Source organism: Vibrio sp. B7 (genome assembly GCF_963888765.1).
Classification (GTDB): Bacteria; Pseudomonadota; Gammaproteobacteria; order Enterobacterales; family Vibrionaceae; genus Vibrio; species Vibrio anguillarum.
Window position 1 is genome coordinate 244969 of the sequence record NZ_CAWPKR010000037.1, and the last position, 16589, is coordinate 261557.

The following is a 16589-nucleotide window of genomic DNA, read 5'->3' on the forward strand; positions in this document are numbered from 1 at the left end:
TATTATTTAAATAGAAAACCACTGTACCTTACGGATACAGCGGTCGTTTTGCGTGTCGATTTTGCCGCGGACAGTACACACTTTTTGCCCTTTCCACGGCAAAAAAACACGCTGTCGTAAGTCATTGACGATTTGACGTCCGTGACCAAAAGGAGCAAGCATTTCAGGAATGTAGATATGATCACCAGAGCGCCAGTCAGCGGCTTCGATTTCTCGTTCACCGGACAATAGCAACTCTCTCACTTGCTCAGACAAAAACGCCCAATTACAAAATGCAATTGGACGTCCTTGTTCATCTTCGTAATAGCAAAACTGATTTAACTCAAATGATGGCATAATCCGTTGCTGCCATTCACTGATAAGATACCGCTGATGCAGAGGAGAATATTGGCTGAGCAGAAGAATCCCACCCATCATTTTCTGCATCATTGCACGATCCAGTTTTGCCGCGTGATGTTGAATCAACATACGCTAAGCCACCTTTTATTTTTTCGTGCGTGTCACGCGTTTTTTAGCAGGCTCAATACCACTCTCGCTCTCTTGAGGTACTTCACTCGGTGATGGTAGAAAACCTGCGGCAATTAATTTTTCTAACTCTTCGTTCATACGAGGATCTTCAAGCATATTCTTAACCATCGAAACCATATACATAAAACCAGAAGCAGGCATATGAATCACTTCTTTTAGCTCTAAGTCCGTATCACTTTCCGCCATAATACCGTTTGCCATGTTGGATTGATTCTGTCCAACAAAATAGAGAGAGAAAACACCTTTGTTATAATTAACACTCGATACTGTTTGGACAAATTTCTCAGACATAAATAAATCACCTCATAATTTAAAAAGAAAATAAAAAAAGATTAAAGCCACTTATAAAAAAGTAGCGATAACCCAAAAATGATTTTTAATGTTATACAGCATTTCAATGGCATGCAACCATACAATAACGCTAAGTCATGAATAAATTAACAAAACCAAAATATTACCGAATACAAGCAACTGATAATTAAAACCTTTAAAAACCGCAATTAACTAATCAGACCAGATAATATTTGAGCATCTATTGATATTAATGATATGATCCGCCCCCTTTCTTTTTCTGGCCCTTGAAGAATCAAATATATGACTGATTTAAATGAAAAAAAAGCCATGCTACATTGCTTATCAGTCTACTTACCGCTGATCGGAATTCGTGAGATAAAATTAGACATCTCTAATGAAACGCCATCCAATGCAATTGATTCAATAATAAAAGATTTAAAAGGAAGAAATTATTTAGTCACTGCTAATAAAGTGAAGTCTTTTACTGGAATTACTAAAATAAAGAAACCGATTATTTTATTTAACAAAAATAATCACCCATTTATTTTGGCTAAAGTTGAACAGGATAAATGTTTAATTCACCCATGTGATTCAGATGCCCCAAAAGTAGTAGATGCAAGCTATTTAAAACAGAATTGGAATGGAAAAACGCTAGATATCAAAAAAAAGCAATCCTCTTTTGATATTCGTTGGTTCTTACCTGAATTATCGCAACATAAACATTTAATCGCTGAGATTGTTTTATTCTCTTTCGTACTGCAAGTTATTGCACTTATTACACCGCTATTTTTCCAAGTCGTGATGGACAAAGTATTAGTGCATCAAGCCCACTCGACACTCGATGTTTTAGTGTTCGTCTTAGTTATTTCTGGAATAGCTGAGGTATTGCTACGCGGTTTACGCGAATATCAATATGCTCATACCGCTAACCGCATTGATATTAAGCTTGGCATTAAATTGGTTCACCATCTGTTTGGTTTGCCGCTGCTGTTTTTCAAATCAAGGCAAGTTGGGGCGATTGTGACTCGAGTAAGAGAGCTCGATACCATACGCGAGTTCATCACAGGTTCGATGTTTACCCTTACGATTGATCTCGTTTTTCTCGTGATCTTTTTCTATGTGATGAGCTTACTTTCTGGCGGGCTAACCTTATTGGTATTGGCCACACTGCCGTGTTATCTCTTTTTGGCTTGGTGGCTAACCCCAAGGCTGCAACAAGCGATTGAACAACAATTTACCCATATGGCGCACAACACTTCGTTTCTAACTGAAACCGTCGCGGGGAGTGATACCATTAAAAGCTTAGCGACTGAACCTCGCTTTATTCGACGTTGGGATACTCAAACCGAACAGATGATATCGAGCAACTATGTGGTTCAGCAGTGGAATAACCGCTCTAGCCACGCAGTGCAGTTCATCCAAAAAATAGCGAGCGTCTTTCTACTATGGATTGGTGCATCCGAAGTGCTCGCGTTACAAATGACCATAGGTCAACTGATCGCTTTTAACATGCTCGCCAGTCATGTTGCACAAACTCTTGCCCGGCTCGTCGAGCTGTGGGGGCAATTTATACAAGCGCAAATTGCAGTCGATAAACTTTCCGACCTACTCAATTTGCCCACCGAGCAGCAGCAAGCCAGCCATCCTCTACAGCTGCAAGGTGCGATCACTCTCAATCAGGTGAGTTTCCGTTATCAACCCGATTTACCGCTGACCATCAATCAGCTTTCACTCAATATCCAAGCGGGTGAGAAAATTGGTGTGGTCGGTGGCTCGGGGTCGGGAAAAAGCACCTTGGCTCGGCTTTTACTCAAGCTGTACAGCCCTGAATCAGGCCAAATCATGTTCGATAACACCCCACTCAAACAGATCGGTGTTCATGAATTGCGTCGCCAGTTGGGGGTGGTATCACAAGAGAACTTTCTCTTTAGTAAAAGTGTTAGTGACAACATTGCCCATTCAAAGCCACAAGCCTGTTTGGATGAGATTGTGCAAGCAGCAAAATTAGCGGGCGCTCATGATTTTATTTTAAAGCTGCCACTGGGTTACGACACGATTTTAGCTGAAGGGGGGCAGTCACTTTCAGGCGGACAACGACAACGTTTAGCCATTGCCCGCACACTGCTTGCAGACCCTAAGATTTTGATTCTTGATGAAGCCACCAGCGCTTTAGATGACGAATCACAAGCCATCATTCAAACCAATATGGAGCAAATTGCCGCCGGGCGTACCGTTATTACCATTGCACACCGCCTCTCTACGGTAAGAGAGTGTGACCGGATTATCGTGCTGGAAAAAGGCGAGATTACAGAGCAAGGCACGCATCTACAACTTCTCGCAGAGCAAGGCAAATATTTCCAGTTGTGGCAACTGCAACGAGCATTAAAACAAGAGGATGAGCGAGTATGATCTCTCAGTTAAAGAAGCTTCGCTCTAAGCGCCCGAAAACGAACGGCTATTTTGAGTTTTTACCCGGCCATCTTGCTCTACAGCAGAGCCCACCCTCTCCGTTTGCTCGCATCACCGCCATCACGCTAAGTGTAGGGTTACTGCTCACCTTACTTTGGACCTATTGGGGGAAATTGGATATCCAAGCGACCGCAAACGGGCGGCTGTTAGTCCCTGGGCGCTCGCAAGTGATTCAGTCTTACGAACAAAGCCGAGTAGCACAAATCCATATAGCAGACGGCGAACGTGTCGAAAAAGGGATGCCCTTACTGACTCTGGACACGTTAGGCGTTAGCCAAGATATTGAACGTTTGCGTCATCAAATACGCTATCAAACCCATGAATTTCTCAAGTATCAAGCGTTGCGTGGTAAGGCTGATCTAGCTCAACATCCCCTGTATTTGGCATTGGCACCTTCGGCGCAGCAAGAGGTCATTGACAGCTTTGATACTGAAAAGAACGAATTCACATCGGTGTTGGAAAACTTGCGTGCTGAAATGCAGGTCAATCTTGCTTCCCAGTCCTCACTTGAGGTCGATATCAGAGGCTTAAAGCAGTTAGTGAGTAATATTACTCAGCGCCTTGATGCTCAAAAAAAGCTCAAACAACAGCGTTTGATCGGTCAAGTGCAGTATCTGGAGCAGGAAAAAGAGTTATTAGAATCCGAACGAGCGTTAGCCCAGCAAACATCACAACAGCACGTGCTGCAAAAGCAATATCTCAACCTAGAAGAGCGTTTAAAAGCGCTGCGTGCGCAAAAAGCCAGAGAGTGGCAAGACAAAAGTCAGCAAGCACACCTACAACTCTCAGCGCTGCAACATGAACTGGACAAAGTACGCGAACATGAAGGATTACAAGTGGTTCGCTCTCCTGTCACTGGCACTGTACAGCAATTGAGTGTTCACACCCTTGGGGCAGTCTTACAACCAGCACAAAATTTGATGATTATTGTGCCTGACGATTCGGTACAAGTCGCCGAAGTTAAAATTCTCAATAAAGACATTGGCTTTATTTATGCTGGCCAACCCGTGACGTTGAAAATTGATGCCTTTCCCTATACGCGTTACGGCACCTTATCGGCAACATTGGTCCACGTTTCTAGAGACTCGACAATGGATGAGCAACTTGGGTTGGTTTTTCCCGCTCAAGTGCAATTGTTAAACCACACAATTGAGGTCGATGGTGCCTCTGTTGCCTTATTGCCCGGTATGTCTGTCGTGGCTGAGATTAAAACCGACCAACGTCGGATCATCGATTATCTACTCAGCCCAATCCGAGAATATCAAGCTGAAGCATTGCGAGAAAAATAGAGTGGATACCTTAACCAACACCGTCTCAACGGTTCATGATCAAGAAAGCCATGGCGCATTAGCGGCCCTCTCGTTTGCCAGCCTTTCATTTGATAAGAAAGTCACGCCATCACAACTGATTCATACACTAGGCGTTGCCGAAAATGAGCTCAGTGCTCTCGACATTCAGCGAGCCGCTCAATCTATTGGTATGAAAAGCCGAATGATCACCGTCAGAGGAAGCGAGCCGATCCCGCTACCTGCATTGGTCAAAATCCGTCAGCAATGGCATGTCATTCATGCGCTAAACGAGTATGGTTGGACCTTGTACGATCCCATTAAACAGCGCTATTTCGAGTTTCCGTTGGCGCAAGGATCGTCAAGTTCCTGTTATGAGGTCTTATTACTGATTGAGCAGAGTATAGAGCCAAGCGATGTCGCTTTTGGCCTCCGCTGGTTTATGCCTTCGGTACTTCGTCAGTCAAAACAGCTACGTGATGTGTTTCTGTATTCGATTGTGCTGCAACTGTTTGCCCTGTTTGGTCCCAAACTTTTTGAAACCGTTATTGATAAGGTTCTTGTGGGGCGAAGTTTGTCGAGTTTGCACGTTTTAGCGCTGGCTATGCTTGCGCTAGCCATTGCTGAACCTCTTTACAGTTATTTGCGCAATACGGTTTTTGGTCATCTTTCTAGTCAAGTCAATGCAGAGCTATCGGGGCGATTGTATCGGCATTTGATTAATCTTCCATTAAGTTATTTCAAGCAGCGTCAAACGGGGCAAATCATCGCCCGCGTACGGGAAATGGGGCAAATACGTCAGTTTTTGACGGGCTCAACCTTAATGCTGCTCTTGGATCTCATTTTTATCACCCTCTTTATTGGTGTGATGTTTCATTATGCGCCAGCGCTCACCGGGCTGATTATCGGTTCATTAGTGATTTATTTTCTGCTGTGGTTAGGTATTGGACCTTGGGTTCGTCACAAGGTAACGACAGAGTATGACGCAGAAGCAGAGACAACCACCTTCCTGACTGAATCTATAACGGGTATAGAAACAATCAAGACAACCGCAACGGAAGCTCGATTTTTAGAACGGTGGCAGCAAATACTCAGTCGACAAATTGAATGCGCGTTTTCAGCCCAAAAAGCCAGTTTAATTGCTGGGCAATTGATTGCCTTAGTGCAGAAAATAGCCGCTGCCATTTTACTTTGGTGGGGAGTCAATTTAGTGCTCAATGGGCAGCTCACCCCCGGTGAATTGGTCGCCTTCAATATGCTAGCAGGGCATGTTACTCAACCCGTTTTGCGACTTGCGCAAGTGTGGCAAGATTTCCAGCACACCTTAGTAGCCTTGCGTCGCGTAGGCGACATTCTTAACGAACCGGCTGAAAATAGTAAAGATGGCCTTGCTTCCATCCCTTCTGTTCAAGGAGGCATTGAGTTTAAAAATGTTCGCTTCCGTTATCATATCGATGCACCGGAAGTCTTAGCGAATCTCTCGTTGACCATCGCTCCGGGGCAATTTATTGGTATTACTGGGCCTTCCGGATCTGGCAAAAGTACATTAACGAAACTGCTACAGCGTCTTTATGTACCTTTGCATGGGCAAGTCTTGGTCGATGGTATGGATCTCGCCATTGCAGATCCGGTCTCGTTAAGGCGCAGCATGAGTGTGGTGCTGCAAGAAAGCATGCTATTTGCAGGCAGCGTTGCCGACAATATTCGTCTTTGTAAACCCGATGCAAGCGATGCAGAGCTGATAAACGTTGCAAAGCTTGCTGGTGCGCTAAGCTTTATTGAAGCGCTGCCACAAGGGTTTGAACAACAAGTAGGAGAAAGAGGTGCCAACTTATCTGGCGGGCAACGTCAACGCATTGCACTGGCTCGCGCATTGTTAGTTAACCCAAAAATCTTACTGCTTGATGAAGCGACTTCAGCGCTCGATTATCAGTCAGAGGCGGCCATCATGAGCAATATGGAAACCATTTGCCATGATCGAACGGTGATCAGTATTGCACATCGGTTATCGACGATTCGTCATGCCGATAACATTATCGTCATCGAAGATGGGCAAGTGGCCGAGCAAGGTACTCACGAAGCGTTGCTCGCACGTGCAGGACTTTACGCACGCTTATGGAAACAGCAAGTCAGTGGTTAACTTTCTCTCCTTCAAATGGGTTAGGTATAAAAAATCTCCCCAGAAATTACTGGGTCTTAAACTTACTCACTAAATTATTCAGATCATCAGCTGAACTCGCGAGATTTTGTGAGTTCAGTAGAGCTCGGCTCGATACAACCACACGCCATAGATATTTTGCACTCTCGCGATATGCTTGCCTTGCTCAAGAAGTATCAATGACTTGCTTAAATAACTCACCGATCGGTTCATTTACCAGCACAATAGAAAGATTGATAACCATTTGTTCTAAATCATGCTGATTTTGTCTTTGGATTAACCTACGTTAAAAGATATGGTTGCGTTTCATCGCTTTTATTCCCCTTTTACCTAGCATTATCGACTACATCGCTCATCGGCGATCAACGTAATCATGGGTACACAACTTTTAAGGTGTCGCATCATGTCAGTTGCAGCCATTGCCGCACTCGCAGTATTTATTGGCATTCTGTTTTTTCTCTTCGGACAGCAGAAAAAGTCTCACACTCTTTCACGCTTAGTGCTACTTGGGTTAATCCTAGGCAGCGCATTTGGCCTTGCTCTACAAGTAGTTTTTGGTGAAGGACATGTGGCTATCAAGGAAACATTAGGCTGGGTCAACGTCGTCGGTAACGGCTATGTTGGTTTGCTAAAAATGGTGATTATGCCTTTGGTGCTGGTGTCGATGATCGCTGCGGTTGTGAAGCTCGATAAAGGTGGCTCGCTCGGTAAAATCTCTGGCCTGACCATTTCTATCTTACTGCTGACGACCGCTGTCTCGGCATTGATCGGTATTTTTGTCACCCAAGCTTTTGGTTTAACAGCAGACGGCCTCGTTGAAGGCAGCCGTGAAACGGCGCGTATTGCTGTACTAGAAAGCCGCGCCGCTACTGTGAGTGATTTAACTATTCCTCAAATGCTATTAAGCTTTATTCCGACCAATCCTTTTGCCGACTTAACCGGTGCTCGCTCAACCTCGATCATCGCTGTGGTTATTTTTGGCGTACTAACGGGTATTGCGGCGCGTAAAGTAATGTCAGAGAAAGCCGAGCTAGAAACGCCAATCCGCACCTTTGTCGAAGCGATACAGTCGATTGTTATGCGCCTCGTGAAAATGGTGATGGCACTAACCCCTTACGGTATTGCGGCGTTGATGGCGAAAGTTGTCGCTACATCAAGCGCGGGCGATATTCTGAGTTTGCTCGGTTTTATTGTCGCCTCTTATGTCGCCATTGCATTGATGTTTGTGGTGCACGGTATATTGGTTTCTTTTGTAGGCGTTAGCCCTAAAGAGTATTTCCAAAAAATTTGGCCAGTGTTGACCTTCGCGTTCACCTCACGTAGCTCAGCGGCAACCATTCCTCTTAATGTAGAAGCGCAAATCACTAAGCTGAACGTACCACCAGCAATTGCCAACCTATCGGCTTCATTCGGTGCCACTATTGGTCAAAACGGCTGTGCTGGTATTTACCCAGCCATGCTCGCTGTGATGGTTGCTCCTACCGTCGGTATTAATCCAATGGACGTGCACTTTATTTTGTCGCTAGTGGCTATTATCGCAATCAGCTCATTTGGTATTGCCGGCGTCGGTGGCGGTGCCACTTTTGCAGCCTTAATCGTGCTACCAGCGATGGGCCTACCAGTGACGATTGCAGCACTGCTTATCTCCATTGAACCCTTGATTGATATGGCCCGCACCGCGTTGAACGTTTCAGGCTCAATGACGGCAGGTACCATTACCAGCCGATTACTGAACGGTAAACAGGTACAAGTTCAAGAACAGCAAGCCTAGAAAGTATCGAACGTTCTCGTTTTTCTCCAAGCCGGTGCCAATGCGCCGGCTTTTTCATTTCAAATCCTCATCAGAACATGCTTCGCACATTGCTATGTCACACGGGCAATGGTCTAATAAACCTTAAATTTCAGCGACTGGATACTATCGAATGCGACAAGAGCACCCGCCTACTTTCTTTTTCCTCGACTATGAGACGTGGGGAGTCAACCCTGCGAAAGATCGTCCGAGCCAATTTGCGGGCGTTCGCACCGATATGGATTTTAATATTATTGGCGAACCACTGGTTATCTATTGTCAACCACCAGCGGACTATTTGCCTTCTCCAGAAGCGGCGCTTATTACGGGTATCACACCACAAAAAGCGGTGGCCCAAGGCTTGCCAGAGCCTGAATTTATCGCCAAAATTCATCAACAACTCGCCACACCCAACACCACCAGTCTTGGTTACAACAGCATTCGTTTTGATGATGAAGTAACGCGTTACACTTGCTATCGTAATTTCATTGATCCGTATGCTTGGAGCTGGCAAAACGGCAATTCACGCTGGGATTTACTTGATGTGATGCGCGCCTGCCATGCGCTACGCCCAGAAGGCATCAACTGGCCCGAAAATGACGAAGGCTTTACCAGTTTTAAGTTGGAGCATCTCTCGGTTGCCAATGGCATCGAACACGCAAATGCCCACGATGCTATGGCCGATGTTATCGCCACCATTGAGCTGGCCAAAAAAGTAAAAGCCGCCCAACCCAAGTTGTTTGATTACTTTTTTAACATGCGCCATAAACGCAAACTCAATGATCTGATTGATATCGTCAACATGACACCTTTAATGCACGTATCGGGTATGTTAGGCCGAGAATGCCAATACACCAGTTGGATCGTGCCGATTGCTTGGCATCCCACCAATCAAAATGCGGTTATTGTGGTGGACCTTGCCAAAAACCCTCAACCCCTGATCGATTTAAGCAGCGAAGAACTGCATCAACGTCTATATACCAAACGCGAAGAGTTGGCAGAAGATGAGTTGCCAGTGCCCATCAAATTAGTGCATCTCAATAAATGCCCTATCCTTGCGCCGGCCAAAACATTAACGGCCGAAAATGCAGACCATATCGGGGTCGATAGAAACCTGTGCCTTGAACACTTAGCGCTCATCAAGCAGTATCCAGAGATTAGAGAAAAGCTGATTGGCCTCTACACAATTGAGCGAGAATATAAGCACAGTGACGATGTCGATACTCAACTCTACGACGGTTTCTTCTCTCCGGCCGACAAAGCGGCGATGGAGATCATTCGCCAAGCTGACCCTGTCAACCTCGCCGCATTAGACATTAGTTTTAGCGATAAGCGCATCGAACCCTTGCTGTTTCGCTACCGCGCTCGCCATTACCCATTGACATTAAGTGACGAAGAGCAAAGACGTTGGGCAACCCACTGTCGTGATTATTTCGAAAGCCACCTTGAAGAGTACATGCTCAATTTAGAGAACTTAGTTCACACCCACAGCAGTGACGAAAAGAAAATGGCTATTTTAAAATCCGTTTACCGTTATGTCGAAGACATCGCGAGTTAATGTACGAGGTTTTCGCGCTGTCAGGTTTCAAACCAACACGCTGCGATTCCATTTCCGAAAATAGTTTAGGCACAACAAGGCACCGACTTTTATTGTGAATACCATTGCAAAATATTTGGTCTCTATGGGGCTGATTTTCCTTTGCCTGATGGCAGGTATCAATCTTCAACATTGGCTTGGCATCACCATTCCGGGCAGTATTATCGGAATGCTAATTCTGTTTAGTTTATTGGCAAGTGGGCTCGTGCCTGTCGAATGGGTAAAACCCAGTGCCAGTCTTTTTATCCGTTATATGGTCATTTTATTTGTCCCTATCAGTGTCGGATTAATCGAGCATTTTGATTTATTGATGAGTAACGCCATCCCGATTCTTGCCAGCGCGGTGGGCGGTACGCTGATCGTATTAGTTTGTCTGGGTTTAGGGCTGGATCGTTTTTTGAAAAAGGGGAATAAGTGATGTGGTTATTGCTCACGATTGCGGTCTTTTTCCTGACACGTTGGATCAGCAAAAAATGCAAAACGGCCATAATGAATCCGTTACTGCTCAGCCTTGTGATCATCATTCCTATCTTGCTATTTTTTAACATCCCTTATGCCAGTTACTATGCTGATAACCAGTGGCTTAGCTTTCTGTTGCAACCGGCCGTGGTGGCGCTGGCTTATCCTCTCTATGAACAACTGCCTCAGATCCGCTCAAATTGGCGCATCATTGCCCTCGCCTGCGGGGTGGGCAGTGCTATGTCAATGCTCACAGCCAGCTTAATTGCTGTTTATCTTCAAACGGATATACATTTAATCGCCAGCCTACTGGGTAAATCAGTTACCACACCGATTGCGATGGAAGTTTCCAGTAACCTCGGTGGGGAGCCAGCCATTGCCGCCGTTTTAGTGGTCATTGTAGGGCTGTTTGGCGCGATTCTCGCCTACCCTATCTATAACCTTCTCAACATCACGCATCCCATTGCTAAAGGCTTAACCATGGGCACCGTATCTCATGCGCTGGGCACAGCAACCTGCGCTGAAAAAGATCCACGTGACGCAGCATTTAGTTCACTTGCATTAGTCGTGTGCGGCGTAATCACATCGATACTTGCTCCAAGTTTTTTTGCTTTTTCAATGTGGTTGTCCACGCTATAGAGTGCCAACAGAAATCAAAGATACGTCTACTCATGGGTTTTGATTGTAGACGTGTCTCACTTTAAGGCTGACTGTAATCGATTTCATGTGTGACCTCACTCTAAATGTGAAAACCAAAATTACGTTACATTAAATTACGTGATTTAAATCTCAGTAAAATTTCATTCTTCGCCTAGAATATTCCTCAATACATAGATAAGGACTCATTATGAAAAGCCGTATTGAACAGGCGCTAGCGGATACGCCAAAACCCGTTGCAGAATTTTTGTCGTCTATTCTGCTATCAGACGATTTTGACGCAACCCTATCACCAGAACAGTTCAACCAACTGCTTTCTCTTTCTGGCTTAGACGATGCGGAATTGCGCGTTGCACTGCTGCCTTTTGCGGCCGCCTATGCTTATGTACCGCTTTCAAACTTTTACGTGGGAGCCATCGTCAGAGGTTTATCGGGCCGTTTGTACTTTGGTGCGAATATGGAGTTTTCCGGTGCACAGTTAGGACAAACCGTACACGCCGAGCAGTGTGCCATCAGCCATGCGTGGATGAAAGGTGAACAAGGCGTTGCTGACATTACCATCAACTTCAGCCCTTGTGGGCACTGCCGTCAGTTTATGAATGAGCTTACGACCGCAGACTCGCTTGCCATTCAGCTACCACAGCGTGATGAGAAGTCACTGCAAGAGTACCTACCAGAATCATTTGGTCCTGCCGATTTAGGTGTTGATTCTGGTCTAATGGCAGACGCTAACCACGGCAAAACAACTACCGAAGATGACCCACTCATTGGCTTAGCTCTTAATGGCCTAAACCGCAGTTACGCACCCTATACCAACAATCTCAGTGGTGTTGCCCTGCAAATTGAGAATGGTAAAACCTACGTCGGTGCGTATGCTGAAAATGCCGCATTCAACCCAAGCTTACCACCACTGCAAGTGGCTCTTGTTCAGTTAATGATGGATGGCCAACGCTTTGATAATATTGTCGCAGCCGCATTAGTTGAGATGTCTGATGGCAGTATTAGCCATTTAGCCGATACTCAAGCCACCTTGGAAGTAATTAGCCCAGACATTCCTCTTTCCTATCTTGTGGTTTAGGCGCTCTAGTGAAAAATCCCCAGCGCATGGGGATTTTTGCCTTTTGATGGCGCAGGTTTTACCGCATATCCTTTCCGCCCAACAAATTATCGAACACCTCTTGTTTACTCATCGGCTTGTAAAAATAGAAGCCTTGGATCTCATCAATATTCCAGACTTTGAGTTTGCGCAGTTGCGAAGCAGTTTCAACCCCTTCAGCCACGGTAGTTAAGCCTAGCTCTTGCGACATATTGATAATACTGCGCACCAAGGTTTTGGCTTTGTCATTGGATTCCAATGTGGAAATATAAGACTGGTCTAACTTCACTATATCTAATGGAAAATCACACAATGTACTAAACGAGGAATACCCCGTACCAAAATCATCAAGCGCCAACTGTATACCGAGTTTTTTTATCGCATCCATGCGTTTGATCGTCTCTTCTTCAGCCCCCAACAACATACTTTCCGTCAATTCGAGCACTAATTGTCCCGGTTCAATTTGATATTTTTCAATCAATACTGATAAGTACCCGACCAATTTTTTACTGTAGAAATGCGGGCTAGAAAGATTGACGTGAATACTTAGCCGTTTACCCAACGAAAATTGCGACTGCGTTTGCAATTCGTTAATAAATTGGCAAGCTTGGCCTAGTATCTGCTCTCCCAATTCAATGATCACTTTACGTTGCTCAACCAAAGGGATAAATACGGCTGGCGAAACCATACCAAGTTGAGGGTGTTCCCAGCGAGCAAGAGCTTCAAAGCCAATGATTTCGGCACTGTCTGCACGAACAATCGGCTGATAGTAAGCAATAATATGGCCATCTTTCACAGCTGAGATGAGATCTCGATTGATCGCTAACGACTTCTGGGCATGAACAAACAATTCTTGTGTCACTGAAACAACCAGGCTGGCTCCAGCTTTCTCTGTTTGTTGAATGGCATAAAAACCACTTTGAACCAAAGTTTCAAAAGAATCGATAGCCAATTGTGAATCAATCACAGCACCTTCCACTCTCAAATCGAGTTCCAAGCCGCCAATGTCAGTCTTCCTCTTGTAACTATCGATAAGCTTAGTGCCTCTGTGAATCAAAAAAGAGGTTCCCCCGTTACCCAACTCACACACCATAAATTCATATTCACTAATTCGTCCCATTATGGACGTGTTGAAACGGTTTCTAAGCGTAGCCGAAAAATGTTTAACGGCCATATCGTAAGCACTATGTCCGTACACTTCTGAAATTTCTTTTAGTCTTTTAACCCGTAGGTAGAGCACGGAAAACCCACCACATTCGGTCGGATTGTCAATCAAAGGCTGGACTTGGCTCATCATCGTTGGACGATTAAGTAAACCTGACACTGGGTCACAATGGGTAAGGTCGTAAATAAGCTGCTCTTGCTGCTTTTGCTCGCTGATATCAGTAATCGATAGCATGATAGAGCGATGCCCACGTTGTTCTATCAATGTAGCTTCGATAAGACACTCTAAACGCTGCTGACCCTTTGTAACAACATGTCCCTCAAATTCACGCATCCCTTGTTCTATATTTTGGTAGAGTAATTCACTGCTGCACACTACATCATTTTGTATAATACAAAACTCATCTAAAACCTTTCCAACCAACTCATCTCTAGAATAAGAAAGCATATCCAACAAGGCTTGATTCACATCGACAATGAAGCGATCAACCACCAGCAACATTCCGAGATTTTGGCTTTGATAGAGTGCATCAAATTTCTGTAACGTCTCTTTAAGCCTATCTTCCGCCAAGGAGGATGAGGCAGCAAGTGAACGGACAAGTTCGGTAATTCGTTCAAACTCATCTTGTTTATCACTCGATTGTGAAGAGAATGCACTCTCTTCAATCAGCTGATTGATCCCACGCTCAAAATTCTCAAACCGTTTGGCTACCTTGCTGCGAAACAGAGCAAAAGTAGCCACGGCGACAAAGCCGGCCGCAATGATGATCGTCAAAATCAAATAATAAAAAGTTTCGTTCCCTTTTTGATAGTAAAGCCGCTGAGCACAGGTTTTTAGATAGCCAATAGGTTGCCCTGTCATATCACTGAGTAAGGTGTAATGCGTGATATTATTTTGATCTCTTTCAATACCTTCTTGATTATGACTAACAGGTAAAATCACAGGAGCATCGGTAACTACAATATCATTTTTAGCGGTTAGTAGGTTCTGATACTGAGAAGGGAAACGGCGGGTTAAGTGCTGTCCCCATAGCATCCACCCCACAACACCAGCCGTACCTTCACTGTTACGCACCGGAGTTAGGCTCACCACCCATACACTATTTTCCACACGGATGAGGCCAGAGCGGCTGGTTTTATCCTCATCAAGTGTATGATGCATCTGAATTAAATGGTCGCTCACACCTTGTGAGCGTATCAACTGTTCCACTAACGAACAGTTTGTGCCAGGCTCAATATCCCGACATAAGTATTCAACCAATTGCGAAGATTCGGTGATGAAAGCCAAGACGTCTAAACCTAAAGTATCGAGGGAATCAGGATACAAGTTGCGCTCAGCAAATTGAGTGTCGCCATTCAACAGCAACTGATAAGTTTCATCCCAATAAGCCCAATCATAAGAACGCTTTTCTTGCTGTACTAAAAGATCTTGAATGACCGACTGAGCTTGATTGCTATCTCGATGAATCTCAATTGATTCAAGTTCATTCAAACTATATAAAAAAAAGTGGCGAGTAATAAATAAGCTGCTAAGAATGATCCCAACCAACCCGACAGAAAACAACAGAGCAGTTTTCGTGTGTAGAGTAATAAAACGCAAACGTAAGAAAGTTTTCATAGCCATAGGTGTCTTTTTCTTAGTCAATCTCACATAAACTTTAGACTGAAATTACTTCATATTCTTAACGCAGTTTCTCGAATGCTGTTTACTGCACATTAATTGCTATTTCAGCCTTAATTTTGTACAGATATGAGTTCGTTTACTGCGTATTACACAAACCACTCTATCGGCAGAACGAACAGGAAATCACTCATCTCTCATCACAAAGGCAAACGTTTGCTTTTATTCTTAATTTTAGTATGATTTTGGCTGTTTTCGCTATTACCTATTGCTTGAATGTAAGGATTCACTATGTTTGGTACTGCTACACGTGAAAATGCCACCCGCGTTTTACTGCTTGGTTCCGGAGAATTGGGCAAAGAGGTGGCAATTGAATGCCAACGCCTTGGTTTAGAAGTGATTGCCTGTGATCGCTACGCCAACGCTCCAGCAATGCAGGTGGCGCATCGTAGCCACGTATTGGATATGCTCGATGGCGATGCGCTACAAGCCATTATCGAACTCGAAAAACCAGACTACGTGGTGCCAGAAATTGAAGCAATTGCCACTCATAAGCTGGTTGAACTGGAAGCGCAAGGCTTAAACGTTGTCCCCACTGCAACGGCCACTCAATTGACGATGAACCGTGAAGGCATTCGCCGTTTAGCCGCAGAAACTCTTGCCTTACCTACCTCTCCTTATCAGTTTGCTGATGACTATAATGATTTTGTACTGGCGATTGAGCATGTCGGTATGCCTTGCGTAGTTAAGCCTGTGATGAGTTCATCAGGTAAAGGCCAAAGTGTGATTAAGACGCAAGAGGATATTAGCCGCGCTTGGGCATACGCTCAAGAAGGTGGCCGCAGTGGAGCTGGGAGAGTGATCGTCGAAGGCTTTATCGATTTCGACTACGAAATTACTCTCTTGACGATTCGAGCAGTGGATGGTGTCCATTTCTGCGCTCCCATTGGCCATCGACAAGAGGAAGGGGATTATCGCGAATCATGGCAACCACAAGTGATGTCGGCTAACGCAATTAAAGCCGCTGAATATGTAGCAGAACAAGTGGTTAATGCACTCGGTGGTTACGGCTTATTTGGGGTTGAACTGTTTGTAAAAGGCGATAATGTTATCTTCAATGAAGTATCCCCTCGCCCACATGATACGGGAATGGTCACCCTTATTTCGCAAGAGCTGTCTGAATTTGCGCTACACGTGCGCGCGTTCACGGGTATGCCAATCAACAGTATTACCCAATATGGGCCATCGGCATCTGCGGTTATTTTAGGTCAAGGCACCTCCACTAACCTTAGATTTGATGGAATAAATGAAGCACTGTCTATCCCACACACTCAACTTCGTCTGTTTGGTAAACCAGACATTGATGGACGCCGTCGGCTTGGGGTTGCTCTGGCGAAAGATAAAGAACTCAAACAGGCTTTGCACAACGCAATTCAATGTGCCAAAAGCGTGCAAGTGATTCTGTAAAAAC

At 44.8% G+C, this 16589-nt stretch carries 12 protein-coding genes; 9 read left to right on the forward strand and 3 right to left on the reverse strand.

The annotated features are described in order from the left end of the window. Positions 1-6: 6 nt before the first annotated feature. Both rtxC and rtxH read right to left on the reverse strand, forming a co-directional pair. Positions 7-468: an RTX toxin-activating lysine-acyltransferase RtxC gene (gene rtxC / locus AACV32_RS14785; RefSeq protein ID WP_017044044.1), complete on the reverse strand. Its 462-nt coding sequence runs from the start codon at positions 466-468 to the stop codon at positions 7-9. 15 nt (positions 469-483) lie between these two features. After that, positions 484-819, reverse strand: coding sequence for a protein RtxH (rtxH, locus tag AACV32_RS14790; protein WP_017044838.1), 336 nt, complete (start codon positions 817-819; stop codon positions 484-486). Between the two features lie 303 nt (positions 820-1122). Between rtxH and AACV32_RS14795 the strand changes: the two genes are divergently transcribed. The 8 genes from AACV32_RS14795 to cdd all read left to right on the forward strand — a co-directional run bounded on the left by AACV32_RS14795 (position 1123) and on the right by cdd (position 12315). Further along, a complete protein-coding gene (locus AACV32_RS14795) occupies positions 1123-3231 on the forward strand; it encodes a peptidase domain-containing ABC transporter (protein ID WP_170895357.1) in 2109 nt (702 codons plus the stop codon). Then, positions 3228-4580, forward strand: coding sequence for an HlyD family type I secretion periplasmic adaptor subunit (locus tag AACV32_RS14800; RefSeq protein ID WP_094150530.1), 1353 nt, complete (start codon positions 3228-3230; stop codon positions 4578-4580). The genes AACV32_RS14795 and AACV32_RS14800 overlap by 4 nt, the downstream gene beginning before the upstream one ends. Before the next feature lies 1 nt (position 4581). After that, a complete protein-coding gene (locus tag AACV32_RS14805; protein ID WP_170895358.1) occupies positions 4582-6717 on the forward strand; it encodes a type I secretion system permease/ATPase in 2136 nt (711 codons plus the stop codon). Positions 6718-7138: 421 nt separating this feature from the next. Next, the gene (locus AACV32_RS14810) at positions 7139-8506 is read left to right on the forward strand and encodes an L-cystine transporter (RefSeq protein WP_170895359.1); all 1368 of its coding nucleotides are present in this window, start codon (positions 7139-7141) and stop codon (positions 8504-8506) included. 151 nt (positions 8507-8657) lie between these two features. After that, entirely contained in the window at positions 8658-10082 is a 1425-nt protein-coding gene (gene sbcB, locus AACV32_RS14815; RefSeq protein ID WP_017047014.1) for an exodeoxyribonuclease I, read from the forward strand. A gap of 124 nt (positions 10083-10206) precedes the next feature. Continuing rightward, positions 10207-10539, forward strand: a complete 333-nt coding sequence (locus tag AACV32_RS14820; protein WP_033197434.1) for a CidA/LrgA family protein — start codon at positions 10207-10209, stop codon at positions 10537-10539. Beyond that, a complete protein-coding gene (locus AACV32_RS14825) occupies positions 10539-11219 on the forward strand; it encodes a CidB/LrgB family autolysis modulator (protein WP_010319624.1) in 681 nt (226 codons plus the stop codon). Before AACV32_RS14820 ends, AACV32_RS14825 begins: the two co-directional genes overlap by 1 nt. 208 nt (positions 11220-11427) lie before the next feature. Further along, complete coding sequence (gene cdd, locus AACV32_RS14830) at positions 11428-12315, forward strand: cytidine deaminase (RefSeq protein ID WP_017044051.1); 888 nt, start codon at positions 11428-11430, stop codon at positions 12313-12315. A 58-nt stretch (positions 12316-12373) separates the two neighbouring features. Here the strand turns inward: cdd and AACV32_RS14835 are convergent, their stop codons facing one another. After that, positions 12374-15121 carry a bifunctional diguanylate cyclase/phosphodiesterase gene (locus AACV32_RS14835; protein ID WP_249339501.1) on the reverse strand — a complete coding sequence of 916 codons (2748 nt, stop codon included), beginning with the start codon at positions 15119-15121 and terminating at the stop codon, positions 12374-12376. Positions 15122-15409: 288 nt separating this feature from the next. Between AACV32_RS14835 and purT the strand changes: the two genes are divergently transcribed. Next, positions 15410-16585: a formate-dependent phosphoribosylglycinamide formyltransferase gene (gene purT, locus AACV32_RS14840; protein ID WP_017047011.1), complete on the forward strand. Its 1176-nt coding sequence runs from the start codon at positions 15410-15412 to the stop codon at positions 16583-16585. Positions 16586-16589 lie beyond the last annotated feature (4 nt).

Coding starts and splice junctions, on each gene's coding strand:
- rtxC (WP_017044044.1), bottom strand. CDS start 468: ATGTTGATTCAACATCACGCGGCAAAACTGGATCGTGCAATGATGCAG.
- rtxH (WP_017044838.1), bottom strand. CDS start 819: ATGTCTGAGAAATTTGTCCAAACAGTATCGAGTGTTAATTATAACAAA.
- AACV32_RS14795 (WP_170895357.1), top strand. CDS start 1,123: ATGACTGATTTAAATGAAAAAAAAGCCATGCTACATTGCTTATCAGTC.
- AACV32_RS14800 (WP_094150530.1), top strand. CDS start 3,228: ATGATCTCTCAGTTAAAGAAGCTTCGCTCTAAGCGCCCGAAAACGAAC.
- AACV32_RS14810 (WP_170895359.1), top strand. CDS start 7,139: ATGTCAGTTGCAGCCATTGCCGCACTCGCAGTATTTATTGGCATTCTG.
- sbcB (WP_017047014.1), top strand. CDS start 8,658: ATGCGACAAGAGCACCCGCCTACTTTCTTTTTCCTCGACTATGAGACG.
- AACV32_RS14820 (WP_033197434.1), top strand. CDS start 10,207: ATGGGGCTGATTTTCCTTTGCCTGATGGCAGGTATCAATCTTCAACAT.
- AACV32_RS14825 (WP_010319624.1), top strand. CDS start 10,539: ATGTGGTTATTGCTCACGATTGCGGTCTTTTTCCTGACACGTTGGATC.
- cdd (WP_017044051.1), top strand. CDS start 11,428: ATGAAAAGCCGTATTGAACAGGCGCTAGCGGATACGCCAAAACCCGTT.
- AACV32_RS14835 (WP_249339501.1), bottom strand. CDS start 15,121: ATGGCTATGAAAACTTTCTTACGTTTGCGTTTTATTACTCTACACACG.
- purT (WP_017047011.1), top strand. CDS start 15,410: ATGTTTGGTACTGCTACACGTGAAAATGCCACCCGCGTTTTACTGCTT.